Raw genomic sequence first — 25,673 nt, forward strand, 5'->3', positions numbered from 1 at the left:
CGACCTCAACGCTCGATCGTCCCGAGGCGCCGGATCTTCTTCTGAAGAAGCAGCACGCCGTAGAGAAGCGCCTCGGCGGTCGGCGGACAGCCCGGCACGTAGATATCGACCGGCACCACGCGGTCGCAGCCGCGCACCACCGAATAGGAATAGTGATAGTAGCCGCCGCCGTTGGCGCAGGAGCCCATCGAGATGACGTAGCGGGGCTCCGGCATCTGGTCGTAGACCTTGCGCAGCGCCGGGGCCATCTTGTTGGTCAAGGTGCCGGCGACGATCATCACGTCGGACTGGCGGGGCGAGGCGCGTGGCGCGAAGCCGAAGCGCTCGCCGTCGTAGCGCGGCATCGACATCTGCATCATCTCGACCGCGCAGCACGCGAGGCCGAAGGTCATCCACATCAGCGAGCCCGTGCGCGCCCATTGGATGAGATCCTCGGTGGAGGTGACGATGAAGCCCTTGTCGGCCAGCTCGTTGTTGACTTCAGCGACGAACGGATCGGCCGCAGGGGAGACCTGCAGGTCGGACCGCTCGGCGAAGGGCGCGGTACCGGGGTTCAATCCCATTCGAGGGCACCTTTCTTCCATTCATAGACAAACCCGACGGTCAGGACGCCGAGGAACACCATCATCGACCAGAAGCCGGCCCAACCGAGGTCGCCGAACGACGCCGCCCAGGGAAACAGGAACGCCACTTCGAGATCGAAGATGATGAAGAGAATCGACACCAGGTAGAACCGGACGTCGAACTTCATGCGCGAATCGTCGAACGCGTCGAAACCGCATTCGTAGGCCGAGAGCTTCTCGTCGTCCGGCGCCTTGAAGGCGAGGAGAAACGGCGACACGAGAAGCGCGACCCCGATAAGGAGCGCGACGCCGACGAAGATCACGATCGGCAGGTAGGAGGCGAGAAGCTCGTTCACAAGCGGGTCTTCCTCTTGGCCGGCTGCGCGGAACCGCGCATCGGCCGCGGCGATGCGGCTATGAGACCTGACGGGGACGTAAGTGGCTGGCGGACGGGTTCAATGCGTCCAACGGCCACGCTTCGCCCTTCGCATTGCGGCGAGGATTAGACCCTTCCTAATGTGGACGCAAGCAGCATCCGGACGGCTTGGACAGGCCCGAACAAACTTTGCGGCGACGGCAACGCAAGGGCACCGGGAGCACGATGCGACGCAGCGGTTGCGCTGCGAACTCGAGGAAGAGGAAGGAGGTCAGGCGGGGAGAATGGCGCGAGTGACGGGGCTCGAACCCGCGACCTCCGGCGTGACAGGCCGGCACTCTAACCGACTGAGCTACACCCGCGCATGTCGCCGCTACCGGATGCCGGAAACGACGTGGATCGTCAAAAGGCAATGGCGCGAGTGACGGGGCTCGAACCCGCGACCTCCGGCGTGACAGGCCGGCACTCTAACCGACTGAGCTACACCCGCGCATTGTGTCGCTGGCGTGTCCGTCAGCGGCATGAGCGGTCGTTTACGGGCTCCCTCGGCGTCTGTCAACGCGCTTTCGCAAGCGAATTGAAAACGGTGGCAGCGCAAGGAGATAGCGTGCCGCGCGCAAGCGGAATCACGTGCCCGCCGCGCTCCCTGTCCCGTCTACCGGGTCGAATCTTGCGGGCGATCGCAGCCGGCGGCAAGCGGCCACCTCATCCCCTTGACCCAAGATGGCAGAAACGCTTATTCCCCACCCGAAGGGCGATTAGCTCAGTTGGTAGAGCGCCTCGTTTACACCGAGGATGTCGGCGGTTCGAGTCCGTCATCGCCCACCAGCCCCTCCCATTGCCGACGCGATGGCTTCGGCTCCGCGGCGGCCAGGGTTGGAACTCCTAAGGTTGGAATTTCCGACGTGCCGGGCGCTTCCGCCTCCCCGTGACTCTTGGCTTCATTCGGGCGGCAAAGTGACGGGACTTCGGGCCCGAACCAGAGCGGGCAGTCGGACATCGCCGCTCGGGCTGACACGCCCGACCGCTGGCTCGGCGTAGGGCTCCAGCACATGGGTGCCAGCGAGCACCGGGTATCCGCCTCAGGCTCTCAGCTGCTCGGCCCGTACGCCGCCTACACGAGTGCGGTCGGCAGGTTTCGTCCAGCGAAGTGGGCATCGAGATTGGCGAGAACGAGATCCGCCATGGCCTGACGGGTTTCATGCGTGGCGCTCGCCATGTGAGGCGTCAGAACGACGTTGGGCATGGTGAAGAAGCGCTGGGGTACCCGTGGCTCGTCGACGAACACGTCGAGGGCTGCACCGGCGATCCCGCCCGATTCCAGCGCGTCGAGTAGTGCCGGCTCGTCTACCAGAGAGCCGCGCGCCACGTTCACAAGCACGCCCCTCGGGCCGAGCGCCTCGAGAACCGAGGCGTCGACAATGTTGCGCGTTTCGGCCGAGGCCGAGGCTGCGATGATGAGGACGTCGCTCCAGGCGGCCAATTCCACAAGGCTTCCGGCATTGCGCACATGCGTCTGGACCGGCGATCGACTGGCATAGGCGAGTTCGGCGTCGAAGCCTTCCAGTCGGCGTGCGATCGCTTGTCCGATCCGGCCGAAGCCGAAGATTCCATACCGGCGGTGCGAGACCTTGGAGCCGAGCGGCAAATCGCCGTCCGGCCAACGGTTCTGTCGGACATGGGCGTCGCCTCGCGGGATCTGGCGCAATACGGAGATGACGAGCCCGAGAGCGAGGTCGGCGACGTCTTCGGTCAGCACGTCCGGCGTGTTCGACACGCGAATGCCCCTCCCCTTCGCTTCGGCAAGGTCGACCTTGTCGAAGCCGACCCCGTTGATCGCCACGATCTCGAGCGCCGGCAGGGATGCGGCGATTTCGGCGGGAATGCCGATGTGGCCCCCTGTCACCACGCCCCGCACGCGTTGCGCGTGGTCGGCCAGAAACGCTTCGGAATCGGCCGCCTCGAAGAAGCGGTGCACTGTGAAACGCTCGGACAGCGCAGTCTCCAGGGAGGGCATGAGCGGGCAGAGCTGCAGGACTTCGATCGACATGAACTTCCTACTTGACGTCTGAGCGCACGAACTGGGCGAGCTCGGGGGTCCTGGGGCTCTCGAAGAGGTCCTTCGACGGGCCGGCTTCGTGAATGCGGCCCTGGTGCATGAAGACGGTCGTGTTCGCGACGCGCCGCGCAAAGCCCATCTCATGGGTAACGAGCAGCATCGTCATGCCACCTTGAGCAAGTTGCTCCATCACAGCCAGGACTTCTCCGGTCAGTTCCGGGTCGAGCGCCGAGGTCACCTCGTCGAACAGCATGACCTTGGGCCGCATGGCGAGCGAGCGGGCGATGGCGACGCGCTGCTGCTGGCCGCCCGACAGTTCGTCGGGATAGGCGTCGAACTTCTCCAACAGCCCGACGAGGGTCAGCACTTCCTCGGCGGTCGTGCGGCTCTCGCCCTTCGAGACCGATTTCACGATGCGGGGCGCGAGCATGATATTCTCGCCCACCGAGAGATGCGGGAAAAGATTGTAGCTTTGAAACACGATGCCCACGTCGCGCCGGAGAGCTCGCAGGCTTGCCTTATCGGTTCCCACCTTATGGCCGGCGATCTCGATCGAGCCGGCATTGATCTGTTCCAGCCCGTTGACGCAGCGAAGCAACGTGGACTTGCCGGATCCCGAACGGCCGATCAGCGCCGTCACCTCGCCGCGTCCGACCTCCATGGTGATGCCCTTGAGGACTTCGACGGCACCGAAGCTCTTGCGCACGTCCCTGATGGCAACCTCAGGCATGGAACCTCCTCTCGAGCCGCCGGGACAGGAGCGACAGCGGGTAGCAGACGACGAAGTAAAGAGCGGCGACCACAAGGAAGACGCGGAAGGGCTGGAACGTGGCATTGTTGACGAGCTGTCCCGCGCGGGCGAGTTCGACGAAGCCGATGAGCGAGGCGATCGACGTGTTCTTCACGACCTGCACGGCAAAACCGACGGTCGACGGAAGGGACAGGCGCACCGCCTGTGGCAGGATCACGTAACGGTACTGCTGAGCCCGGGTCATCGCGAGCGACTCCGACGCTTCCCACTGCTGCTTCGGCACCGACTGGATAGAGCCGCGCCAGATTTCGCCGAGATAGGCGGAGGCGTAGATCGTCATGGAAATGCCGGCGGCCACCAGCGGCGGCAGGCGATAGCCCAGAAGCGCCAGGCCATAGAAGGACAGGAACAGGATCATCAAGACCGGAATGCCCTGAATGATCTGAATATAGAGGCCCGCCAGGATTCTCAGTGCCTTGACCTGGGAGGCTCGCGCGAGAGCGAGGAAGAAGCCGACGAAGCCGCCCCCCCCAAGCGCAAGCGCGGTCAAAATCAGCGTCCACTGGAGGGATTCCAGTAGGAAGAGGAACTCCGATGAGCCGAAGGAGCGGAAGATCATGCCGACGCCTCCACCACGGGTTTCAGCGTCCGACGCGCCGTGCGCCGTCCGAACAGCCAGAGCCCTACCAGCGCGAGGATGGCGCGAAGCAAAAGCGCGAGGATCAGGTAAAGTCCGGTCACGGCGAGGTAGACCTCGAACGATCGGTAGCTCTGCGACTGCACGAAGGACGCGGCTGCCGTCAGCTCCCCGACGGAAATCGCCGAGCAGATCGAAGTGGCCAACATCATCAGAACGAACTGCGAAGAGAGCGCGGGATAGACCTTCTGCAGGGCCGGTACGATGATCACGTAACGGAAGATCTGCACACGGGTGAAGCCGAGCGCCTCGCCGGCCTCAATCTGCGACTTGTGGATCGCCTCGATGCCGGCGCGGATGATCTCCGTCGAATAGGCTGCGAGGTTGATCGTCACGCCGATCAGAGCCGCCGTAATGGCGCTGACGCGCACCCCGCCGGCCGGCAGCCCGAAATAGATGATGAAGAGTTGCACCAGGAAGGGCGTGTTGCGGATCAACTCGACATAGGCGTCGATCAGTATGCGCACCGGGCGCCCAGCAACGGAGCGGACAGCCGCGAGCAGAATGCCGACCGCCGTCCCACACACGATGGCGAAGGTGGAAATCTGGACGGTCAGCCAAAGCCCGGCCAGCAGCTCCTCCTGGTATCGCGCCAGGACGTCGAACTGGAACGTGTAGTTCATGAAGGTGACGATCCCGCGTGAGGAAGGGGGACGCCGGCGAATGCCGGCGTCCGAGCGGGTCAGAAGGAGGGAAGCGTCGGCGGCAGCGGGTCGCCCGTCCACTTCACGGCGATCTTGTCCAGCTCGCCCGACACCTTCATCAGGTAGATCGAGGTGTTGAGGTACTGCAGGAGTTCGAAGTCGCCCGGCTGCACCGCCATCGAGTTGCCCTGCCGGAAGAAGGTGAAGCCGACCTGAAGTCCTGCCTGCGGAGCCTGCGTGATGAGGGCCTGCGCAACAGTCGAGGGGAGCGCGGTCGCGTCCACCTGCCCTGCGACGAGCGCCTGGGCGGACGTCGAGTCGTCTTCGAAGACGACGATCTCCAGCCCTTCCACATTGGCGCGGCGCAGCGCCGTTTCCTGCGAGGAACCGCGATTGACGGCGACGCGCTTGCCCTTCAACTGGTCGAGATTTTCGAACTTCGCGTCCGGCCCCGACACGATCACCATGTTGAAGGCCGAATAGGGCGAGGTGAACATGACGGATTTGGCCCGCTCGCCGGTCGGTGCCAGCGTCGCCACGAGAAAGTCCACCTGCCCGGTCTGCAGCGCCGGGATACGAGCCGGAGGCGTCAGCGGCACGAGCTCGACCGGTAGGCCAATATACTGGCCGATCTGATTGGCGACATCCACGTCGTAACCGCTCGGGTTGCCGCGTTCGTCGATCATGCCCATCGGCGGAGCACCGGTCAGGACGCCGATCTTGACCGTGCCGCGTCCCTGAATATCCGCGAGCGTCACAGCGCCCGCCGGGCTCGGCAGACCTGCCAGGAGCACCGTTGCGGCGACCGTGCCGAAGAATGCCGCCTTCAATGCGCTGCGTCGTGTCGTGGTGGACGTCATACCCTTGCCTCCCATGGCATGTTTCGAAGTTTGAGCGAGAACCCGGGCAGCCTCCCAGCGGCCGGACGTCGCGGCGTTACAGCGTGGCCAACACCCCGCCATCGACATAGACGATCTGGCCGTTGACGAAGGTCGCGGCGTCCGAGGCGAGGAAGATGCAGGCGCCCTGGAGCTCCTCCACCTTGCCCCAGCGGCCCGTCGGCGTCCGCACTTTCAGCCATTCGGTGAATTTGGGATCGTCCACCAGCGCCTGGTTCAGCGGCGTCTCGAAATAGCCGGGACCGATCGCGTTGATCTGCAGCCCGTGCCGCGCCCAGTCGGTGCACATGCCTTTGGTGAGGTTGTGCACCGCGCCCTTGGTTGCGGTGTAGGGCGCGATGGAATAACGCGCGGCCTGCGCCTGAAGGCTCGCGATGTTGATGATCCGGCCGCGCTTCCGGGCGATCATGTGTTTCGCCACGGCCTGTCCGACGAAAAAGACCGAGTCGACATTGGCCCGCATGATCTCGGCCCACGTTTCCGCCGGATAGTCCTCCAATGGCGCGCGGCGCTGGATCCCGGCGTTGTTGACGAGGATATCGATCGGCCCGACCTCGGCCTCGATCCGATCGACGCCGGCTCTCACGGCCGCTTGGTCGGTGACGTCGAACACGGCGGTTTCCACCTCGATCGCCTCGATCCGAAGCCGTTCGGCGGCGGTATCGAGCTTGGCGCCATCGCGGCCGTTGAGGACCACGCGGGCACCAGCCCGTCCTAGTCCCTCGGCAAGCGAAAAGCCGATGCCTTGACCGGACCCCGTGACGAGAGCGGTTCGGCCCGACAGATCGAAAAGCTTCAGCGACATGTGAGTCTCTCCCAATCCGAGGAGCGTAGCATGATATCGATAACAAGACAACTCCAGGCGTTGGATGTCACAAGATCGTGGTCGTGGCACTGCCGCGATCCACGAACCTGCACGTCGAGCCGACCCGCACCTGCAGAAATGAGCGTCCCCTCACCCCGCAAGACAGTTGCTCAGTTCCGCTTTCCGAAGTCGAAGAGCTTCATGTAGGCGGCGCTGTCCTCGTCTCCGATGCCGGCGGCAACCATCATGCGATGAAGATCGGTGACGAGGTTCGTCAGCGGCATGGGCGTGCGAAGACCCACGGAGAAGCGCTGGGTGGCTTCCAGGTCTTTCAGCATATTGTCGATCCGGCCTGTCGGCGTCAGATCGAAGCGTGCCATCTTGCCCATGAACTCTTGGAGAATACGGCTGTCGGCTCGTCCGCCGGCGAGTGCCGCGGGAATTCGCTCGGCGTCGACGCCCGCGTCGAGAGCCAGGCGGGTCGCCTCGGCGACAGCCAGGAAGTTGCAGGCGCAGAGCACCTGGTTGATCAGCTTCGTCGTCTGTCCCGCACCGGACGGGCCCATATGCGTCATATTGGCCGCGATCGCCGAGAGCACCCGCTTCGCGCGCTCCACCTCGCCTTCTTCGCCGCCCAGCATCAATGTCAGACGACCCTCCTTCGCTGCCGGCGCTCCGCCGGACAGGGGCGCATCCACCCAACCCATGCCGGTCTCGGTGCGAAGGCGATGGGCCATGGAAGCGGTCGCCTTCGGGTCCGTCGACGACATGTCGATAAGGAGAAGATCCGGCCTCGCATGGGCCGCGACACCGTCTTCGCCGAACACCACAGCTTCGACGATTTCGGCCGTGTTGAGGCTCAGGATCAGGACATCGCAGGCTTCGGCCAGCGTCTTGGCGCTGTCGGCGACCGCTGCGCCCTGTGCCGCCAGGGGGGCGGTCTTTGCCGGATCGCGGTCGCGCAGGGTGACGTCATGACCCGTCTGGAGGAAGCGGCCTGCGATGGCGCTGCCCATCACGCCCACGCCCACGATCCCGATCCGCGCTGCACTCATGATCTTCGACCTTCGGATGATGTTTGATTTCGGTCATGGCTCCGGCCGGTTCCGGCCGTTGTGCCGCGTGGTACGACTTCGATCCCAAGGTCGATGGAAGGCGGAGTCTCCTGCCCCCGCCCTTCGAACAGATCGCGCAGAAGCAAGCCAGTTCTCGTGCCGATACCCTTCGCGTCGACACGGATTGTCGAAATGGCCGGCTCGCATTCGCGCCCCAGCTCGAAATCGCCGAACCCCATGATGCTCACGCGGCCGGGAACCTCGACGCCCTGACGGCGGCATTCCATCAAGGCGCCGAAGGCCGAGCCGTCCGAAACGGCGAAGACGCCTTCGACATCGGGCATCTCCTTCAGCAGGACCCTCATCGCCGCTGCGCCATGCGCATAGGAGACCGGCGCCGACCCGTGTCGCAGGATTCTGCCGGTCCCGATGCCCTCTTCCTTCAGCATAGCCGCGAATCCCTGCAGGCGCGCCTCCCCGCGCGCATCATGCGGGTCCTTGTCGGCTTCCGATCCGATCGCGGCGAGCCGCCGAAGGCCCAGGGACAGAAGATGACGCGCGGCCGCCCGCCCTGCCTCGAAATTGGAGAATCCCACGGCGCGGTCCAGTGGAGCGCTCGGGGCGTCCCAGATTTCCACGATCGGGATGCCGGCATTCATCAACATGCGCCGCGTGGCGGCTGTGTGCAGCGTACCAGCAACGACGAGTCCTTGCGGCCGGCGGGCGAGGAGCGAGCGCACCAGCCGCTCCTCTTCGCCGGTGTCGTATAGCGTGTAGCCGATCAAAAGCTGATAGCTCTGGCCAAGTGCCTCGGCGAGGCCTTGCGAGGTGTCGGCGAAGTTGGAGTTGGTCAGGGTCGGAAGGATCAATCCGACGAAGTTGGTCCGCCGGGACGACAGCGAACCAGCCACGAGGTCGGGCACGTAACCCAGTTGCTCGACGGCCCGCATCACGCGCTCGCGCGTTTCGGGCGCCACGATCGAGGGGTCGGCGAGCACGCGGCTGACCGTCATGGTCGAGACTCCCGCAAGGCGCGAGACGTCGCGCATCGTCGGCTTGGTCTGGACATCTGCGGATGGGCCTGCCTTCCTCTGTCGAGCCATCACTCGGGTCTTTCAACTGGAATCGAATCGACTGCGGATTTTACGCGAGGCGGCGGTAGACGACGTGCCGAAGCGTTCCATCGAATAGGGTCATGAGCCGTGCCATGATCGGCGCGCCTCGTGCGCGGACCGGGGAGGCCTCCGCCTCCGTCACGGCTTCGAGCGAGGGGTAATCGATCTCCTGCACCAGAACGAGCGCGGGGGCCCCTTCCTCCCGGCGTTCCATGCGCAGAACACGCATGTCGAGCGCGTTCGGCATCGCCTGCCAGACGGGCATGAGCTCGGCCATGACGAGATCGAAGAATGCCTCCTCGCAGCCTGGACGGATCGACCCTTCGAACAGCGCGCTCCGCGTATGGATCGCCATGTCAGATCCGAGCGCTTGCTGCGGCGCCACGTCTTATGCCGCCAGAAGTGCTGAAGCGCCGCGCCAATCCGCTTCCAAACACGCCGGTAGACATGACGTACTTCCAAGGGGAAAGGGGCGCGCGCGCGGCTGGAACTGCGCGTACCGACATGATCTACCCCCTCGACAAATCCTGAATGCGTATTCTGTTATCGGTATCACATCGATCCGCGAATGAGAAACGCCCGATCACTATCATTTCATTCCCGCCAGCCGCCCCCATGGGCGTTGACGTAGATCGCATAAAGGGACGTCTGGGCGGTGATGTAGAGGCGATTGCGCTTCGGTCCGCCAAAGCAGAGATTGGAAACCATTTCCTCCACCGGGATGGATCCGATATGCGTTCCATCGGGCGCGTAGACGCAAACGGCATCGGCATTGGAAGCCCAAATGTTGCCATTCGCGTCCGAACGAAACCCGTCGAAGAAGCCGTTCGGAGACTTCGCGAAAACCTGCCCCTTTCCGACGATGCGGCCGTCTTGCAGCGGATAGGACCTTATCACCGGCTCGCAGGACGCGTCATGCGTGCGACCGGTCTCGGAAACGTAGAGAATCGACTCGTCCGGCGAGAAGCACAGGCCGTTGGGCTTCAGCATGTCGGTCACCGCCGCCGTCAGCTCGCCCGATACGGGATCGAGCCGATAGACGTTCGAGGCACCGATCTCGGAAGGCGCACGGTGACCTTCGTAGTGGCTGTCGATCCCATATGTCGGATCAGAGAACCAGACCGTGCCGTCGCGCTTGACGACGACGTCATTCGGCGAGTTCAGGCGCTTGCCTTCCCAATGCGACACGAGGCTGCGCCAGACCCCGTCGTGGTCGAGACGCGAAACGCTTCGCCCGCCATGCTCGCAGGCGACGACGCGGCCCTGCGCATCCAGGGTATGGCCGTTGTGGTAGCCGCAAGGGCCTTCGAAGACCGAGACCGAGCCGTCGCATTCGTCGAAGCGCATCAGCCGGTCGTTCGGGATATCCGACCAGAGCACGGACTTGGCTGCCGGCACATGCACCGGCCCTTCCACCCAGCGCCCGCCCGTCCAGAGCTTCTCCAGTTTGGCATGGCCGATGATGAGGGAGCGGAACCGGTCGTCATGGACGATGTATGTCTCGGTCATGTCGCTCTCAGTCCGTGGGCAGGGCGTAGTCGTCGGCGCGGAAAACGGTGTGGAAGATGTCGCCCTCGTAGAATTCCAGAAGCCCTTTGGTCACCTCTCGCGACTCGTAGCGCACGTCGGAGGCAAGCGCCGTCTCGATCGCCTCGCGGGAGGGGTAGAGGACCTGCAGAACCATCTCGAAACGCGGGTCCGGAACGTCCGCTTCCTCCTGCCGGAGGACCCGCACTTCCTCGATGCCGGGAAACCGCGTCCAGAGCGGCACGAGCTTCTCGCGGACATAGCTGGTGAATTCGGCTTCGAAGCCGGGCTTGGCGCGGCCGCGGAAGAAAGCGCAGCGGATGAACATGGGAAGATCCGATCGGTGGGATTCAGGAGGCCGGTGCGGTCAAGGCGCAAGGGCGGGGCGATTTGGAACCAGGGACAAGCGCCCGCGGCAGCGGCCTGCGGGCGATCGTCCTGTGCGCGTCGCGGCTATTTCACGCCCCAGATCGTCTTGTAGGCTTCACGGTATCCGTTCTCAGGATCGAAAGCGTTCTTCGGGCCACCGTCGAACTCGACATTCTCCTTGGTGACGACGTGAAGCGGCGAGACATACCTCGACCATTTCTCGCCAGCGAAAGCGCGGTTCAACTCGTCCACGAGCTGCCAGCCTTGGAGCTGCAGGGGTTCGGCGACGGTGACCGCCTGATACTGTCCCGACCGAATGCGTTGGTAAGCCGATTCCGAGCCGTCGCCCGCCGCGACATTGACGGGCCTGCCGTCGCCGGCGATCCCCGCCGCGCTGAGCGAGGGGCCCATGAAGTCGAAGTAGAGGTCGTTGATGGCGAGCGAGTGCGTCCAGGCGTCGCCATGACGCTGTAGGAGCGACGTGGTGAGCTGAGGCATACGGGTGGAAGTCTCCGCGATCGGCGTATCGACATACTCGACCACGCTACCGCCAAGCTTCTCGATCTCGGCCTTCATAGCGTCCGCCTTGGCGATGGCGACGGCGTAGGTCGAGTCCGTGAAGATCACGACGCCCGGCTTGCCCTCCGCGTCGACGAAAGCCCAATCCGCGGCGGCTTTGGCCACCTGCATCGGGTCGGTCGTCACGTTGGCGAAGACGCCAGCGGACTCCACCGGTCCGACTTCCGGCGCGGTGTGCCAAGCGACGATGGGAATTTTTGCGTTCTTTGCCTGTTCCAGACCCGCCTGCTGCTCCACCGCGTCGAAGCCGGCGACAACGATGCCATCGGGATTGAGCGCGATACCCTGGCCGACTGCGGCGGTACGGCCGGAGATCGATCCTGCGCCGTCGATCGTGCGCACCGTCCAGCCGGCGGCCTTGGCCGCCTCCTCGATGCCCGAGACGACGCCGAGGATTCCACCGTTCTTCATGTCGCCGGCCAACACCACGATCGTCTTGTCTGCGGCGATCTTCGGACCGGTGGTCGGTCCGTCCCAGGTCGTGACCTTCGACGCATACTTGTCGACCGTCGCCTTGGCATCGGCCATCGCGTCGGCCCTGGCGCCGGGTGCTGCCGCGATGATGAGGGCACCGCCGAGGAGCAGCGCGGAAAGTAGCGTCTTCATGGTGGGTTCCTCCCAGAGTGTCAGGACCGCCCGCGTGGTTCCTCCCGGCGGGCGCATTGGGTTACGTCGTGCCGCGGCGGCGCTGGGCGTAGGCAGCGATGCCGATGGCGACAAGCAGCGTCATGCCGTTGAAGAGGGGCTCGACATAGAAGGAGCCGCCGAACTGCTGGATGCCGGAGATGCCGACGGCGAGAACGATCACGCCGATCACCGTGCCCCAGACATTGACCCGTCCGGGCTTGATGGTGGTCGAGCCGAGAAATGCGCCGACCAGGGCGGGAAGAAGATATTCGAGGCCGACACTCGCCTGACCAATCCGAAGCTTGGACGCGAGAAGCACACCGGTCAGTGCAGTCAGGAGGCCGGACACGACGAACGTCGCCATGGTGAAGCGGCGCACGAGAATGCCGTTGAGAGCCGCAGCTTTTGGGTTCGCGCCGATGGCATAGAGATAGCGGCCGACGGGCGTGTATTCGAGGACAAGCCACAGGAAAACGGCGAGACCGAGCACGTAGAAGCCCCCGATCGGAAGTCCGAAGACCATCGTCCCATTGAGCGACAGGAACCCGTCGGGCAATGGCGCCACGACCTGTCGTCCGCCCGTGTACCAGAGTGCGAGCGCGTAGAGCACCGTTCCCATGCCGAGCGTCGCAATGAAGCTGTCGATCTGCGCGACCTCCACCAGCAGGCCGTTCAGGAACCCGACGAGGGCGCCAAGGACAAGCACGATCAGCACCGCGACCGGCCAGGGAATGCCGAAGGCCGTCTGCAGGGAGATGGCCAGGATATGCCAGAGGACGATGCCGTAGCCGACGGTCAGATCGATCTTGCCGGCCGTCATCGGGATCATCGCCGCAAGCGCCAACAGCGCGATGATCGACTTGTCCGAAACGATGGAGCGCAGGTTCAGGAGCGTCGGGAAGGTACGTGGCAGAAGGACGGCAAAGAGGAGGATCAACGCCAGCGTCAGGATCGGCAGACCATAGACCGGCAGGAGGCGGAGGGTTGCCTGACCCGGTGAGAGACCACGCAGCTCGGCGCGCGTCGGCTCCAGCGCATTGGACTTGATGGAGTTCATGGCATGGATCTCCCGAGCTCGCTGGAGCGGCGGCCTTGCGGTGAGGACGTTAGGCGGCTTCCGAGGCGCTGGCTGCGGCGATGACGCGCTCGGTCGTGACCATCGGCCCGTCGAGTTCCGCTATGACGACGCCGCGATTGAAGACGAGGGCGCGGTGGCACAGCATGGCCACCTCTTCGAAGTCCGTTGAGACGACGAGCACGGCGAGACCGTCGGCCACGGCCGCTTCGACCAGCCGATAGATCTCGGCCTTTGCTCCGACATCGACACCTGCCGTCGGGTCTTCGAGGATCAGCAACCGACGTCCCGTTTCCAGCCAGCGGCCGACGATGACCTTCTGCTGATTGCCGCCAGACAGAGCCTCGATCGCAAGGTCCGGGTCGTTGGGCCGTAGACCGATACGGCTTCCAAGTGTTCGCGCTGCTTTGCGCTCGCTTGCCGGCGTGCGGAACGACAGGAGCTTGCGGCCGAAGGCGCCCGGGTTGAGAAAGGCGTTCTCCCGCACCGAGAGGGCAGCGGCGACGGATTCTTCCGCGCGGTCTCGCGCGACGAGGCCGATACCGCTCCGGAGCGCCGCCCGCATGGAAGAAAGGTCGGGCGCGGCGCCGTCGATCGTGACCGAGCCCGAATGCACCCGCGCCCCGAAGAGCGCCCGTCCGATGGCCTCCTGGCCCGCGCCGCGAAGTCCGACGAGACCAAGTATTTCGCCCTGACTAATGTCGAAGTCGACCGGCCCTGCCCCCGACGTCACGAGCCCGCGCACGGAAATGCGAGCCGCGCTCCGGGTCGCCGCAGGCGCCTTCTCGTAGAGTTTGAGGGCGCCCGTGCCGACGATCTGGGCGATCAGGTCGGCAGGCGACAGGTCAGCTACGCGCCCCTCCCCGGCCAGCGATCCATCTCGCAACACGACGGCGCGATCGGCGACGCGAAAGATCTCGTCAAGTCGATGCGAAACGTAGATGACCCCGACGCCATTGCGCGCGAGCCGGCGCACCGCCGCCATCAGCTTCTCCACCTCGTCGGCGGGAAGGCTCGCGGTCGGCTCGTCCAGAACCAGGAACTCGCAGTCGGTGGCGAGCGCACGTGCGATGGCCACCAGGGATTTTTCGGTTCGCGATAGAGATGCGATGCGGCTGTCGGGATCGAAGTCGCATCCAAGACGCGCCACCGCGTCGACCGCCTGGGCTCTTACCCGTCTCCAGTCCACGAGGCCGCGCTTGGCCCCGCCCCGCCGAGGGTAGCCGTTCCCCATGGCGACGTTCTCCGCGATCGTCATCCATTCGATCAGGCCGAGATCCTGATGAACGAAGGCGACCTTGCGCCCGCCACCTGCCGTCCCCTTGTTCTGGTGGGCGTAGGGAACGCCATCGATCGTCACCTGCCCGGCATCGGCCTTGTGGATGCCGCCCAAGATCTTGATGATCGTGGACTTGCCCGCACCGTTCTCGCCAAGCAAGGCCACGACCTCTCCTGAACGGACGGAAAAGCTGACGCCCTTCAGCGCTTGCGTGCCCCCGAAGCGCTTCGCCACGCCTTCGAACAGCAGCTCCCCCATGACAACCTCCCAATCATCATGGCTTGATGTTATCGATAACTACTTAGCTGTCAATCGGGCGTAATCGCTTTTGGTGTCGTAATTCTAGGTAGCGTCGAAAAGGCGAAGTGTTCTCGCGCCAAAGCCGCCTAGCCCAAACCGGAGGATGTCGGTTGCGCGCTCAGGGCCTATCGGCGGCTCGAACAACAGCGAAAGCTGCGACGGCTCGACCTTGAGCCCCAAACGGAACCGCCGCTCGCTCCGGCATGGAACAAGCGGCGGCCAAATCCGTGCGGACGGTCAGCGTCAGCTGCGCGGCTTCGCGTTCTCGGGGTCGTAAAGCGGCTTGTAGCCGACGGCCGCGATCTCGGCGGGGAACGTGTCGCCGAAATATTCGAGGTTCACCTTGCGGCCGACCTCGCAGTGGCTCTTCGGAATGTAGGCCAGTGCGATGTTCTTGCCGATCGTCGGACCGAAGGCGACCGACGTGGTGAAGGAGCGGCGGCCGAGTTCGTCCACCAGGGTCTCGCCCGTCGCGGGATCGATCACCGGCATGGTGCCGACGGGATAGCGCGCGACGCCCTTCGCATCCTTGTTGTCGGTCATCACCAAGGTGCAGAGCATGGCCGGCTGGTGGTCGCGCGCCTTGTACTCCAGATGCTTGGCCTTGCCGCGGAAGTCCGCCTCCTTGACCTTCGGGCGAGCCAGGTCCGCCTCCAGGAGGTTGTATTCCGTCAGGAGGTCGGCGTTCTGGAGCCGCAGGCTCTTCTCCATGCGACGCGTGTTGGCATAGGTCTCGACGCCGACGGCGATGACGCCGGTCGAGCGCAGCGCGTCCCACACGGCGAGGCCGTCCTCGTAGGCCATGTGCAGTTCCCAGCCCTGCTCACCGACATAGGAGATGCGGAAAGCGGCGACCGACTTGCCGGCGATCGTCAGGGGCTTGATCGCGGCGAAGGGAAAGTTCTCCGGCGCGAGCACGGACGGGTCGTCCAGGAGCTTGCCGAGATTCTCGCGCGCGTTCGGTCCCCAGATGCCGATCGTGATGTACTTCTCGGTGACATCGGTGATCGTCACGTCGAGGCCGCGGTCCTGCGCCGTGCGGCGCATGTAGTGGAAGTCGCGCGGGCCGGCGTCGGCGCCGTTGATCATGCGGATGCGGTCGGCCATGCGGATGACCGTGAAGTCGGCCCGCACCATGCCCTCGTCGTCGAGGAAGTGGGTGTAGATGCCCTTTCCGATATTGGCATCGCCGCCGATCTTGGCCGCGCAAAGCCATTCCATCAGCTCGACATGGTCCGGCCCCTCGATGTCGATGATGGCGAAATGCGAGAGGTTGATGATGCCGCAGTTCTCGGTCAGCTCGAGATGCTCGGCGTTGGACACGCGCCAGAAATGGCGGTTGTCCCACTCGTTCTCGCGCACCGGAATCCGGTCGCCGTACTTCTCCAGGAGGTGCTCGTTCGCGGCGTAGCCATGGGCGCGCTCCCAGCCGCCGAGCTCCATGAAGTAGCCGCCGAGCTCCTTCTCGCGCTCGTGGAAGGGCGAGCGGCGGATGCCGCGCCCGCCGGCGAAGGGCTCACGCGGGTGGACCGGCGGGTTGTAGATCTTCTTCGCCGTCTCGGTACAGCGCTCCTCGATGAAGCCCTCTTCGAGCTGGAAGGGGCTGAAGCGCGCGAAGTCGACGCGGTTGTGGTCGATCGAGGTGCGACCGTCCGTCATCCAGTCGGCGATCAGCTTGCCCATGCCCGGGCCGTCCTTGACCCAGATGCCGACGCAGTACCAGAGGCCGCGCACCTTCTGGCTCTCGCCCATGGACGGGCCGCCGTCGGTGGTGGTCTGAAGCAGGCCGTTGAAGGAGTGGCCCTCGTTGTAGCCGAGCTCGGCCAGGATCGGCGTCAGCTCCATGGCGCGCTCGAGCGGCTCGATCACCTGCTCCATGTCGAGGTCGCGCTGCGAAGGCGACAGGCGCGCCTCGTGCTTCTCCAGGAGTTCGCGCGGGTGGACGAGGCGCACGTTGTGCTCCTCGTAGTAGCCCCACTCGATCTGGCCGCCCTCGGCGGTCTTCGGGTCGCCCGTGTCGCGCAGGTAGGCCGAGTTGCCCTGGTCGCGCAGAAGCGGATAGCCGATCTCCTTGCCGGTGCCGGCGAACTCCGTATAGGGGCCGAAGAAGGTGAGCGGGTGGTCCACCGGCATGACGGGAAGGTCCTCGCCCGCCATCTCGGCGATGAGGCGGCCCCAAAGTCCCGCGCAGACCACGACATGGTCGGCCATGATCGTGCCGCGGTCGGTCACGACGCCCTTGATCCGCCCGTCCTCGATGACGAGCGACTTGGCGGAGGTGTTGGCGAAGGCCTGGAGCTTGCCGGCGTTGACCGCCCGATCCACCAGCTTGCCGGCCACCGTCTGGGAGCGCGGAATGACGAGACCGGCGTCCGGATCCCAGAGGCCGCCCTGGACCATGCTCTCCTCGATCAGCGGCATCTTGGCCTTGATCTCGGCGGGCTCGATCAGACGGGCGCGCGTGCCGAAGGCCTTGGCCGATGCGACCTTGCGCTTGATCTCGTCCATGCGCTCAACGTCGCCGACGCGGGCCACTTCGAGGCCGCCGACGCGGGCGTAGTGACCCATCTTCTCGAAGAAGTCGATGGAATAAAGCGTCGTCCAGCAGCTCAGGAAGTCGTGGCTGGTCGTGTAGCAGAAGTCCGACGCATGGGCGGTCGAGCCGATGTCGGTGGGAATGCCCGACTTGTCGAGGCCGACGATGTCGTCCCAGCCGCGCTCCACCAGATGATGGGCGATGGAGGCACCCACGATTCCGCCCAGACCGATGATGACGACCCGCGCCTTCTCGGGAAATGCAGCCATTCTAGTCGTCTCCAATCCGGGAAGCCTGATGTGGGAAGCGGCGGTCCCGAGCCTGGGACCGACCCTAGCAGATGTCCAGCGCCGCGCTCAGAGCTGGCGCTGCAGTTCGGGAACCAGTTCGAAGAGATCGCCGACGAGGCCGTAATCGGCGACCTGGAAGATCGGGGCGTCCTCGTCCTTATTGATGGCGACGATGACCTTGGCGTCCTTCATGCCGGCGAGGTGCTGGATCGCGCCCGAGATGCCGACCGCGACATAAAGGTCGGGCGCGACGATCTTGCCGGTCTGGCCGACCTGCCAGTCGTTCGGAGCATAGCCCGCATCCACTGCCGCGCGGGAGGCGCCGACGGCCGCGCCGAGCTTGTCGGCGACGGGGATGATCGTCTCGCGGAATCGCTCTTCGGACCCCAGCGCCCGGCCGCCGGACACCACGATCTTGGCGGCGCCGAGATCGGGGCGCTCCGACTTGACGATCCGGTTTTCGCGGATGGACGAGAGTTGCGAAGCCGCGGTCGGCGGCAGGGTCTCGATCGGCGCGGAGGCGCCGGTGCGCGCCGGAGCGAAGCCGGCGGTGCGCACGGTGAGCACGATCTTCGGATCGGTGGCCTGCACGGTCTGGATTGCGTTACCGGCGTAGATCGGGCGCTTGAACGTGTCGGCCGAGACGACCTCGACGACATCCGAGACCTGCATCACGTCGAGCAGCGCGGCGACGCGCGGGAATACGTTCTTGCCGGTCGTGGTAGCGGGAGCGACCAGCGCGTCGTAGTCGCCCGCAAGGGACACCACGAGGTCGGCCAGAGGCTCGGCCAGGCCGTGCGCCAGGGTATCGCCTTCGACCAGCAGCACCCGGCGGATGTCGGCGAGCGCGGCGGCGCTCTCGGCAGCGGCTCGCGCGCCCTGCCCGGCGACCAGGATGTCGATGTCGCCGCCGATCCGCCGGGCGGCGGTCAGGGCGCGCGCCGTCAGCTCCGAAAGGGAGGCGTTGTCGTGTTCGGCGAGAAGAAGGATGGCCATGGCTCTCGTCTCCCTGCGGCTTCAGATGACGCGGGCTTCGTTGCGCAGCTTGTCGATGAGTTCGGCCGGGCTGGCGACCTTGATGCCCGCCTTGCGGGTGCCCGGCTCCTCGGTCGCCAGCACCTTGAGGCGCGGCGCGACGGAGACGCCGTAGTCGGCGGCCGACTTCTCCTCCAGCGGCTTCTTCTTCGCCTTCATGATGTTGGGCAGCGAGGCGAAGCGAGGTTCGTTGAGGCGCAGGTCCGCCGTCACCACGGTCGGCAGCGTCACCTCGATCGACTGGAGCCCGCCGTCGACCTCGCGCTCCACGACCGCCTTTCCGTCGCCCAGCTCGATCTTCGAGGCGAAGGTCGCCTGCGACCAGCCGAGAAGCGCGGCCAGCATCTGGCCGGTCTGGTTGCAGTCGTCGTCGATCGCCTGCTTGCCGAGGATCACGAGATCGGCCGCCTCGGCCTCGACCACGCCCTTCAGGACCTTGGCGACGGCCAGCGGCTCGACGGCACCCTCGACATTCACGAGAATGGCGCGGTCGGCGCCCATCGCGAGGCCGGTGCGCAGCGTTTCCTGCGCCTGCGCCGGACCGACCGAGACGACTACCACTTCGCTCGCCTTGCCCTTTTCCTTCAGACGGATCGCCTCTTCCACGGCGATCTCGCAGAACGGGTTCATCGACATCTTCACGTTGGCCAGCTCGACCCCCTCGCCGCCGGCCTTGACGCGGATCTTCACGTTGGGATCGACCACACGCTTCACGGGCACCAGAACTTTCATGGCGGGTCCACCTCGATGCATGGCGACAGGGCGAGCGGGGCGACGTCGGGCGGTGCCGACGCTCGGCGGGTCGAGGGCTGATCTCGATCACGGAGGGTAGCATTGCGACAGCGAATGGGCCTGGAACAGAATGTTTGCGTCAAACACGGATTAGCACTACGACAGGAGATCCGGAGCGGGCGCCGCAGGGGAGTGCGATGGACCTGAGGAATGGCGAGGGGCGCGCGAGCGCGATGCCGTCGGCGGCCTTCAAGGTCCGCCGGAACGGAACGCGGCTGTCCGTCGGCTTCATCCTCGCCAAACGCTTCACGCTCTGCGCCTTCGCCAATTTCGTCGACGTCCTGCGTCTCGCCGCCGACGAGGGCGACCGCAGCCGGCCGATCATGTGCTCCTGGAGCGTCCTTTCCGACACGATGAGCGCGGTTCCCGCGAGCTGCGGCGTCTCGGTCCACCCGAACGAGCGCCTGGGGGACCCGACGAAGTTCGACTACATCGTCGTGGTCGGCGGCGTGATGGAGGATCTCGTCGGGCTGGAGGCGAGCTATGTCGCCTATCTCAACAAGGCCGCCGCCGCGGGCGTCAAGCTGATCGGCGTCTGCACGGGCGGCTTCTTGCTGCACAAGGCCGGGCTGATGAACGGCTACCGCTGCTGCGTGAGCTGGTTCCACCATGCCGACTTCTTGGAGCAGTTCGACGGGCTCAACCCGGTCTCGGACCAGATCTTCATCGACGACGGCGACCGGCTGACCTGTTCGGGCGGTGCCATCTCGGCGCATCTTGCGGCCTATCTGGTCGAGCGCCATGTCGGGCGCGCGCAGGCGAGCAAGAGCCTCCACATCATGATCATCGACAACGCCATGCGGCCGGAAAAGCCGCAGCCAGGCGTCTCGATGGACATTTCCACCCGCGACCCGATGGTGATGCGGGCTCTTCTGCTGATGCAGCAGAATATCGACACGCCCCTGTCGGTGGCGGAGCTGGCCCGCCGGATGGGTCACAGCAAGCGTCAGTTGGAGCGGCATTTCCGGTCTGCGCTGGGCGCCTCCCCCCAGGCGGCCTTCCTTCAGATCCGCCTCACCTTCGCGCGGCACCTGATCGAGAGCACCGACAAGCTGATCGCGACCGTCGCCGTGGAGTGCGGCTTCTGCGACTCCTCCCATCTCAGCCGCATGTTCCGCCAGAAGTTCGGCAGCACGCCGCAGGAGATTCGTCGGCAGGCCCAACTGGAGGCGGGCGACCAGGCCTTCGAGACGCAGGCGGCCTGACGCTCGGAGCCCAGCAGTTCCGCAACGCAGCAAGCTGGGAAGATCGCGCGTGCGCCGCACCTTCGCGCAAGTGTCGCACCCGTGCCTATTCTTTCGGCAGGCATCTTGCCATGCCCATCACCGATGCTTCGATGTCGCGAAACGTCATGCCATGCGTCGCACTGGTCCTATTTCAATGGCCCCCCGCCGATAATCTTTCCAAACTGGCAGGCTCGGCGCTTGGGGGCGGAACAGCCGCATTCACCCCCTATCCGCCCGCCCCGCTGTTCGCGTCCCCGCCGGGTACGCCCCGATCGCATGCCGGGCTCGATCCGTTGGGCTCTTGATACCGACCGAGGAGCATGGGACGAAATCAGCGCTCGCCCGAGCTCTTACAAGGGGAAATCCGGCAAACGGCGCCGCCGGATGGTCCTCGTTCTCGCGCCGTGGGAGACAAGCCTCATGAATCGCATCGTGAAGACGACGTGCATCGCACTCGGACTTACGTCCCTCGGCTCCGTCGCAGCCTATGCTCAGGCTCAGGGCGACTGCAGCGAAGTCACCGTCGCCGCCATGAACTGGCAGAGCGCCGAGGTCCTCGCCAGCCTCGACAAGTTCATTCTGGAGAACGGCTACGGCTGCAAGGTCTCCATCATCTCCGGCGACACCGTCCCGACATTGACCTCCATGGCCGAACGCGGCCAGCCCGATATCGCTCCCGAGGGTTGGGTTGATCTGGTGCCGGAGGTCATCAACCGCGGTCTCTCGGAGAAGACCCTCGTGGCCGTCGGTCCGGCGCTGTCGGACGGTGCTCAGCAGGGCTGGTGGATCCCGCAATACGTCGCCGACGCCCACCCTGACATCAAGACCATCGCCGACGCCCTGAAGCATCCTGAGCTGTTTCCCAACCCGGAGGACAAGAGCAAGGGCGCCGTCTTCAACGGCCCGCAGGGCTGGGGCGGCACGGTCGTGACCGCGCAGTTCTTCAAGGCCTACGACGCCGCCAGCAAGGGCTTCGACCTCGTGGACACCGGCTCCTCCGCCGGCCTCGACGGCTCCATCGCCCGCGCCTACGAGAACAAGCAGGGCTGGCTCGGCTACTACTGGGCTCCGACCGCCATTCTCGGCCGGTATCCCATGGTGAAGCTCAACATCGACGCGCCGCACGACGCCGCCGAGTGGAAGCGCTGCAACTCCAACGCCGACTGCCCGGACCCGAAGATCAACGACTGGGTCGCCGACAAGGTGGCGACGGTCACGACCGCCAAGTTCGCCGAGCGCGCAGGCGAGCCGGTCATGACCTATCTCGGCAAGCGGTCCTGGTCCAACGCCACCGTCAACGAGCTTCTGTCCTGGATGACCGACAACCAGGCGAATGGCGACGACGGCGCCAAGCACTTCCTCGAGACCAAGAAGGACGTCTGGGGCGCCTGGGTGACCCCGGAGGCCGCCGCCAAGATCGAAGCCGCCCTCTAAGCGCAGTCGAAGACTTCGGTTCCCTCCTGCGCGCCCCTTCCGGGACGGCGCGCAGGGGCGACCGAGCGCTAGCGAGCCACTCGGACAGGGGAAGCGCAATGGACTGGCTGTGGACGTTTCCACACATGGACGACAACCGCCTGCGAATGCTTCGCGGGACGATCGACGACGCGTTCCGCAGCTTCACGAGAGCCTGGGGTGATCCGATCCAGGCCTTGTTCGAGCCGCTGCGGCTGCTCCTCGTTTGGGCGGAATGGGTGATGCTCAGCGCCCCCTGGCCGCTGGTCATCCTGGCGGTCGCGGCGCTCGCCTGGGTCGCCAGCCGCCGCTGGCCCATCGTGATAGGCTCGGTCGTGGTGCTCCTGCTGATCGGCTATTTCGACATGTGGGAAGACACGATGCGGACGATCTCCATGATCCTCGTCTGCACCCTGATCTCGCTGGTGGTCGGAATTCCCATCGGCATCGCGATGGCGCGCTCCAACCGCGTCCGCAACGTCATCAGCCCCATCCTCGACGTGATGCAGACGCTGCCGAGCTTCGTCTACCTCATCCCTGTGGTCATGCTCATGGGCATCGGCCGCGTGCCCGGCCTGATCGCCGTGGTGATCTACGCCATTCCGCCGATCATCCGCCTCACCGACCTCGGCATCCGCCTCGTCAACAAGGAGGTGCTCGAAGCCTCGGACGCCTTCGGCTCGTCGTCCTGGCAGAAGCTCGTCAACGTGCAGCTGCCGCTGGCCATGCCGACCATCATGACCGGCATCAACCAGACCATCATGATGGCGCTCGCCATGGTCGTCATCGCCTCCATGATCGGCGTCCAGGGCCTCGGCCAGCCGGTTCTGCGCGCCATCAACAACCAGTACTTCACGATGGGCATCTTCAACGGCTTGGCCATCGTCGGCATCGCGATCATCTTCGACCGGATCAGCCAGGCCTTCGGCCAGCGCCTGCAACGGCACAAGGAGCACGGGCATGCTTGACACCACGTCCCAGTTCCGACGCCCGGCGCCGGCCGCGAGCGCGAAGGTCGCCGAGCCCGGCATCGAGATCCGCGGCCTGTCCAAGATCTTCGGCAAGAACCCGGAAAAGATCGTCCCCCTCCTGAAGGGCGGCGTCAGCAAGAAGGAGATCATGGACGTCCACCGGCACGTCCTCGGTCTCAACGACATCAACATGTCGATGCCCGCCGGCGGCATCCAGGTCATCATGGGACTGTCCGGATCCGGCAAGTCGACGCTGATCCGCCACATCAACCGGCTGATCGATCCGAGCATCGGCGAGGTTCTCGTCGGCGGCGTCGACGTCTGCAAGATGTCGCCGAAGGAACTGCGCGAATTCCGCCGCCACCAGACGGCGATGGTGTTCCAGCAGTTCGGCCTCCTGCCGCACCGAACCGTCCTCGACAACGCGGTCTACGGCCTGGAACTGCAGGGCGTGCCGCGCGCCAAGCAGGTCGAGGCGGCCATGCACTGGCTGGCGCGCGTCGGCCTGTCGGGCTTTGAGCAGCACTATCCGCACCAGCTCTCCGGCGGTATGCAGCAGCGCGTCGGCCTCGCCCGCGCGCTCGTCAACGACGCGCCGATCCTTCTGATGGACGAGGCCTTCTCGGCGCTCGACCCGCTGATCCGCGTCGACATGCAGTCGATCCTTCTGGACCTTCAGAAGGAGATCAAGAAGACCATCGTCTTCATCACCCACGACCTGGACGAGGCGCTGCGCCTCGGCGACCGGATCGCCATCCTGCGGGATGGCGAGATCGTGCAGCAGGGCACCGGTCAGGAGATCGTCCTGTCGCCCGCCGACGACTACATCGTCGAGTTCGTGCGCCATGTGAACCGCGGCAAGGTGCTCCAGCTTTCCTCGGTCATGTGGCCGAGTTCTGTGGTGCCGAGCGATGCCGACGGCATCGAGCTGCCCGCCAACACGCTCCTCGAGACCGCCGTTTCCACCCTCCTCGAGTCCGGAAAGAACCTGATCGTGGTCACCGACGACCGCGGCGCGCGTCTCGGCACGCTGACCCTTGCCGAGGCCGTCGCCGCGATGGTCTCGCCCTGAGGGCGCAAAGCCGACTTCTCCCCATTGTTCCGCCGGGCGGCACAGGGTGCGCGCCCGGCGCCTTTTTTTGGTGACCCATGGCAGACGCCCGCGCAGACCTCGACGCTTTGTTCGCCCGGCTCGGCATTCAGCCGTTTTCGATTGACCACCCGCCCGTGCACACCGTGGAGGAGGCCCTGCCCTTCTGGGAGAAGCTGGAGGGCGTCCACACCAAGAACCTTCTTCTGAAAGGCGCCAAGGGCGGGTTGTGGCTGGTCTGCGTTCCAACCGATCGCCGGATCGACCTGAAGGCCCTGGCAGCCCATGTCGGCGCGAAGAAATTCTCCTTCGCCAGCGGCGAGACACTTCTGGACGCGCTCGGCGTTCAGCAGGGTTCGGTGAGCCCGCTGGCGCTGGTCGCCGACAAGGCGCAAGCCGTGCAGCTCGTCCTGGCGAAGGACATGCTGGCGCAACCGCGCATCACGGTTCATCCGCTCGTCAACACGTCCACCCTGTCGCTGACGAGCAAGGAACTCCTGAAGGTGGTCGAGGCCACGGGCCACCGTCCCGAGATCGTGGACTTCGACGCGCTCGGGGCCGAATAGGCTTCAGGCCGCCGGTGCCTTCCGCTCGGCCCGCGGACTGTGGCCGTAGCGGTCGAGATAGCTCTGCGAGAAATAGGACGCGGAGTTGAAGCCGCTGGCCATGGCGACGTCGAGGACCGACAGCCGCGTCTGCTTCAGGAGCTGGCGCGCGTGCTCCAGCCGAATGTTGACGTAGTGACGGCTCGGCGAAACGCCGAGATGCTCGGTGAAGAGCCGTTCCAGTTGACGCGGCGAGAGAGCGACCGCGCGCGCGAATTCGTCGATCCCCGCCGGCCGGTCGATGGACGCCTCCATCATCTCCACGACGCGCAGAAGCTTTGGATGCGCGATTCCCGACCGCTCGCCGACATCCGGTCGCTGGCGCTCGCCCGCTTCGCGAATGCGCTGGTGGATGAGCTGTGCGGTAACGGCCCGCGAGATCGCCTCCCCGTGCTCGCGCCGGATCAGGGACAGCATCATGTCGGCCGCGGCGACGCCGCCCGCGCAGGTGAAGCGGTCGCGGTCGATCTCGAACAGGTCGTCGCCGACCTGAAGGTCGGGGAAGTCGGCGCGCAGTCCCGGCCGGTTTTCCCAGTGGATCGTGCAGCGGTAGCCGTCGAGCAGCCCGCCCTTGGCCAGCACGTAGGCGCCGGTGCAGACGGCTCCGGCCGATGCTCCGCAGGAAATCTGCCGGCGCAACACCGAGATCAGGTCGTGATGGTCGATCCGCTGCACGTCGACGCCCGCGCACACCACGACCGCATCGACGGATGCAGCGTCGCGGAAGGCGCCGTCCACCCGCACACGTACGCCGTTGGACGCCTCCGCCTCGTGGCCGCCGGACGAATACAGCCGCCAGGCATAGAGATGGCGGCCCGCCGCCCGGTTGGCAAGGCGCAGGGGCTCCAGCGCCGCCGTGAAGGCGATCATCGAGAAGTGCTCGGTGAGCAGGAAGCCGAAGACGTAGGGATCGAAGTTGCTGTGCACAGCGGCGCCTGTCCGAAACAATGTCGGAA

The 25,673-nt window shown here is 65.4% G+C and carries 25 protein-coding genes and 3 tRNA genes; 6 read left to right on the top strand and 22 right to left on the bottom strand.

The features are described 5' to 3' along the window. Nucleotides 1-5: 5 nt before the first annotated feature. The 4 genes from O5O54_RS05285 to O5O54_RS05300 all read right to left on the bottom strand — a co-directional run bounded on the left by O5O54_RS05285 (nt 6) and on the right by O5O54_RS05300 (nt 1,429). Complete coding sequence (locus O5O54_RS05285; protein ID WP_407061662.1) at nt 6-563, bottom strand: NuoB/complex I 20 kDa subunit family protein; 558 nt, start codon at nt 561-563, stop codon at nt 6-8. After that, a complete protein-coding gene (locus O5O54_RS05290) occupies nt 554-919 on the bottom strand; it encodes an NADH-quinone oxidoreductase subunit A (protein WP_279479629.1) in 366 nt (121 codons plus the stop codon). Before O5O54_RS05290 ends, O5O54_RS05285 begins: the two co-directional genes overlap by 10 nt. A 305-nt stretch (nt 920-1,224) precedes the next feature. Then, nucleotides 1,225-1,301 (bottom strand) — tRNA-Asp (locus O5O54_RS05295). Nucleotides 1,302-1,352: 51 nt separating this feature from the next. Next, nucleotides 1,353-1,429, bottom strand: a tRNA-Asp gene (locus O5O54_RS05300). A 262-nt stretch (nt 1,430-1,691) separates the two neighbouring features. On the opposite strand from O5O54_RS05300, the gene O5O54_RS05305 reads away from it, so the two are divergent. Continuing rightward, nucleotides 1,692-1,767, top strand: a tRNA-Val gene (locus O5O54_RS05305). 286 nt (nt 1,768-2,053) lie between these two features. Here O5O54_RS05305 and O5O54_RS05310 read toward each other — a convergent pair. The 17 genes from O5O54_RS05310 to O5O54_RS05390 all read right to left on the bottom strand — a co-directional run bounded on the left by O5O54_RS05310 (nt 2,054) and on the right by O5O54_RS05390 (nt 19,313). Next, entirely contained in the window at nt 2,054-2,989 is a 936-nt protein-coding gene (locus tag O5O54_RS05310) for a 2-hydroxyacid dehydrogenase (protein WP_279479631.1), read from the bottom strand. A 7-nt stretch (nt 2,990-2,996) separates the two neighbouring features. Then, nucleotides 2,997-3,728 carry an amino acid ABC transporter ATP-binding protein gene (locus tag O5O54_RS05315; protein WP_279479632.1) on the bottom strand — a complete coding sequence of 244 codons (732 nt, stop codon included), beginning with the start codon at nt 3,726-3,728 and terminating at the stop codon, nt 2,997-2,999. Then, on the bottom strand, nt 3,721-4,368 hold the full coding sequence (locus O5O54_RS05320) for an amino acid ABC transporter permease (protein WP_279479633.1): 648 nt from the start codon (nt 4,366-4,368) through the stop codon (nt 3,721-3,723). Before O5O54_RS05320 ends, O5O54_RS05315 begins: the two co-directional genes overlap by 8 nt. Then, on the bottom strand, nt 4,365-5,069 hold the full coding sequence (locus O5O54_RS05325; protein ID WP_279479636.1) for an amino acid ABC transporter permease: 705 nt from the start codon (nt 5,067-5,069) through the stop codon (nt 4,365-4,367). Before O5O54_RS05325 ends, O5O54_RS05320 begins: the two co-directional genes overlap by 4 nt. Before the next feature lie 59 nt (nt 5,070-5,128). Beyond that, nucleotides 5,129-5,950, bottom strand: coding sequence for a transporter substrate-binding domain-containing protein (locus O5O54_RS05330; RefSeq protein WP_279479638.1), 822 nt, complete (start codon nt 5,948-5,950; stop codon nt 5,129-5,131). Nucleotides 5,951-6,026: 76 nt separating this feature from the next. Further along, complete coding sequence (locus O5O54_RS05335) at nt 6,027-6,794, bottom strand: SDR family oxidoreductase (protein ID WP_279479640.1); 768 nt, start codon at nt 6,792-6,794, stop codon at nt 6,027-6,029. A 170-nt stretch (nt 6,795-6,964) separates the two neighbouring features. Continuing rightward, nucleotides 6,965-7,849 (bottom strand): NAD(P)-dependent oxidoreductase, encoded by an 885-nt coding sequence (locus O5O54_RS05340; RefSeq protein WP_279479642.1) that lies wholly within the window; start codon nt 7,847-7,849, stop codon nt 6,965-6,967. Then, nucleotides 7,846-8,898 (bottom strand): LacI family DNA-binding transcriptional regulator, encoded by a 1,053-nt coding sequence (locus O5O54_RS05345; RefSeq protein WP_279479643.1) that lies wholly within the window; start codon nt 8,896-8,898, stop codon nt 7,846-7,848. The genes O5O54_RS05340 and O5O54_RS05345 overlap by 4 nt, the downstream gene beginning before the upstream one ends. A gap of 94 nt (nt 8,899-8,992) precedes the next feature. Next, nucleotides 8,993-9,313 (bottom strand): hypothetical protein, encoded by a 321-nt coding sequence (locus O5O54_RS05350; RefSeq protein ID WP_279479919.1) that lies wholly within the window; start codon nt 9,311-9,313, stop codon nt 8,993-8,995. A gap of 245 nt (nt 9,314-9,558) precedes the next feature. Continuing rightward, nucleotides 9,559-10,473, bottom strand: coding sequence for an SMP-30/gluconolactonase/LRE family protein (locus O5O54_RS05355; RefSeq protein WP_279479646.1), 915 nt, complete (start codon nt 10,471-10,473; stop codon nt 9,559-9,561). 7 nt (nt 10,474-10,480) lie between these two features. After that, nucleotides 10,481-10,819, bottom strand: coding sequence for a hypothetical protein (locus O5O54_RS05360; protein WP_279479647.1), 339 nt, complete (start codon nt 10,817-10,819; stop codon nt 10,481-10,483). A gap of 125 nt (nt 10,820-10,944) precedes the next feature. Next, the gene (locus O5O54_RS05365) at nt 10,945-12,045 is read right to left on the bottom strand and encodes a substrate-binding domain-containing protein (protein WP_279479649.1); all 1,101 of its coding nucleotides are present in this window, start codon (nt 12,043-12,045) and stop codon (nt 10,945-10,947) included. A 61-nt stretch (nt 12,046-12,106) separates the two neighbouring features. Further along, a complete protein-coding gene (locus tag O5O54_RS05370; protein ID WP_279479651.1) occupies nt 12,107-13,123 on the bottom strand; it encodes an ABC transporter permease in 1,017 nt (338 codons plus the stop codon). A gap of 49 nt (nt 13,124-13,172) precedes the next feature. After that, nucleotides 13,173-14,678: a sugar ABC transporter ATP-binding protein gene (locus tag O5O54_RS05375; RefSeq protein WP_279479653.1), complete on the bottom strand. Its 1,506-nt coding sequence runs from the start codon at nt 14,676-14,678 to the stop codon at nt 13,173-13,175. A gap of 285 nt (nt 14,679-14,963) precedes the next feature. After that, nucleotides 14,964-17,525 carry an FAD-dependent oxidoreductase gene (locus O5O54_RS05380; RefSeq protein WP_279479655.1) on the bottom strand — a complete coding sequence of 854 codons (2,562 nt, stop codon included), beginning with the start codon at nt 17,523-17,525 and terminating at the stop codon, nt 14,964-14,966. 87 nt (nt 17,526-17,612) lie between these two features. Then, nucleotides 17,613-18,542, bottom strand: coding sequence for an electron transfer flavoprotein subunit alpha/FixB family protein (locus O5O54_RS05385; RefSeq protein ID WP_279479657.1), 930 nt, complete (start codon nt 18,540-18,542; stop codon nt 17,613-17,615). A gap of 21 nt (nt 18,543-18,563) precedes the next feature. Then, on the bottom strand, nt 18,564-19,313 hold the full coding sequence (locus O5O54_RS05390) for an electron transfer flavoprotein subunit beta/FixA family protein (protein WP_279479659.1): 750 nt from the start codon (nt 19,311-19,313) through the stop codon (nt 18,564-18,566). Nucleotides 19,314-19,546: 233 nt separating this feature from the next. Between O5O54_RS05390 and O5O54_RS05395 the strand changes: the two genes are divergently transcribed. The 5 genes from O5O54_RS05395 to O5O54_RS05415 all read left to right on the top strand — a co-directional run bounded on the left by O5O54_RS05395 (nt 19,547) and on the right by O5O54_RS05415 (nt 24,678). Then, nucleotides 19,547-20,578: a GlxA family transcriptional regulator gene (locus O5O54_RS05395; RefSeq protein ID WP_279479920.1), complete on the top strand. Its 1,032-nt coding sequence runs from the start codon at nt 19,547-19,549 to the stop codon at nt 20,576-20,578. A 441-nt stretch (nt 20,579-21,019) separates the two neighbouring features. Then, nucleotides 21,020-22,033, top strand: coding sequence for an ABC transporter substrate-binding protein (locus tag O5O54_RS05400; RefSeq protein WP_279479661.1), 1,014 nt, complete (start codon nt 21,020-21,022; stop codon nt 22,031-22,033). Nucleotides 22,034-22,131: 98 nt separating this feature from the next. Further along, a complete protein-coding gene (locus O5O54_RS05405) occupies nt 22,132-23,019 on the top strand; it encodes a proline/glycine betaine ABC transporter permease (protein ID WP_279479664.1) in 888 nt (295 codons plus the stop codon). After that, nucleotides 23,012-24,094 (top strand): glycine betaine/L-proline ABC transporter ATP-binding protein, encoded by a 1,083-nt coding sequence (locus O5O54_RS05410; protein ID WP_279479666.1) that lies wholly within the window; start codon nt 23,012-23,014, stop codon nt 24,092-24,094. The genes O5O54_RS05405 and O5O54_RS05410 overlap by 8 nt, the downstream gene beginning before the upstream one ends. Before the next feature lie 77 nt (nt 24,095-24,171). After that, nucleotides 24,172-24,678, top strand: coding sequence for a prolyl-tRNA synthetase associated domain-containing protein (locus O5O54_RS05415; protein ID WP_279479668.1), 507 nt, complete (start codon nt 24,172-24,174; stop codon nt 24,676-24,678). 3 nt (nt 24,679-24,681) lie between these two features. Here O5O54_RS05415 and O5O54_RS05420 read toward each other — a convergent pair whose 3' ends face one another. Continuing rightward, a complete protein-coding gene (locus O5O54_RS05420; RefSeq protein ID WP_279479670.1) occupies nt 24,682-25,644 on the bottom strand; it encodes a GlxA family transcriptional regulator in 963 nt (320 codons plus the stop codon). Nucleotides 25,645-25,673 lie beyond the last annotated feature (29 nt).

Source organism: Aureimonas sp. SK2, from assembly GCF_029813115.1.
GTDB lineage: Bacteria > Pseudomonadota > Alphaproteobacteria > Rhizobiales > Rhizobiaceae > Aureimonas.